This window comes from Streptococcus sp. 1004_SSPC (genome assembly GCF_001069025.1).
In the GTDB taxonomy this organism is placed as follows: domain Bacteria; phylum Bacillota; class Bacilli; order Lactobacillales; family Streptococcaceae; genus Streptococcus; species Streptococcus vestibularis.
Map to the genome: position 1 here is coordinate 1 of NZ_JWGQ01000115.1, position 373 is coordinate 373.

The 373-nt window shown below is 33.2% G+C and carries 1 protein-coding gene; it reads left to right on the forward strand.

Annotation, left to right across the window (positions count from 1 at the left end; all coding sequences use genetic code 11):
- Nucleotides 1-118: 118 nt before the first annotated feature.
- Nucleotides 119-373: IS200/IS605 family transposase (tnpA, locus tag ADF62_RS08425; RefSeq protein ID WP_152901340.1), on the forward strand; the 255-nt coding region annotated here is incomplete at its 3' end.

A 373-nucleotide genomic window follows, 5' to 3' on the forward strand; every position in this document is an offset into this window, starting at 1 on the left:
ACTAGCTATGCTAGTGGTTCCGAAAAGCTTTTAGCGATGTATCAAAAAAGTCCCCCTAAAGTGTTATATTAGATAAGGTTTCCCGACCACTAATTAATATATAAAAGGAGGATTTTTGTTGAGACAGAATAATAGTTTAGCACATACTACATGGAATTGTAAGTATCATATTGTTTTCGCTCCAAAATATAGACGTCAGATAATTTATGAGAAATACAAAGCAAGTATTGGTCAAATTTTACGATTATTATGCGAAAGAAAAGGTGTTGAAATTCATGAAGCAGAAGCTTGCCCAGATCATATTCACATGTTGGTGAGTATACCACCGAAACTAAGTATTTCCTCATTTATGGGATATTTAAAGGGCAAAAGT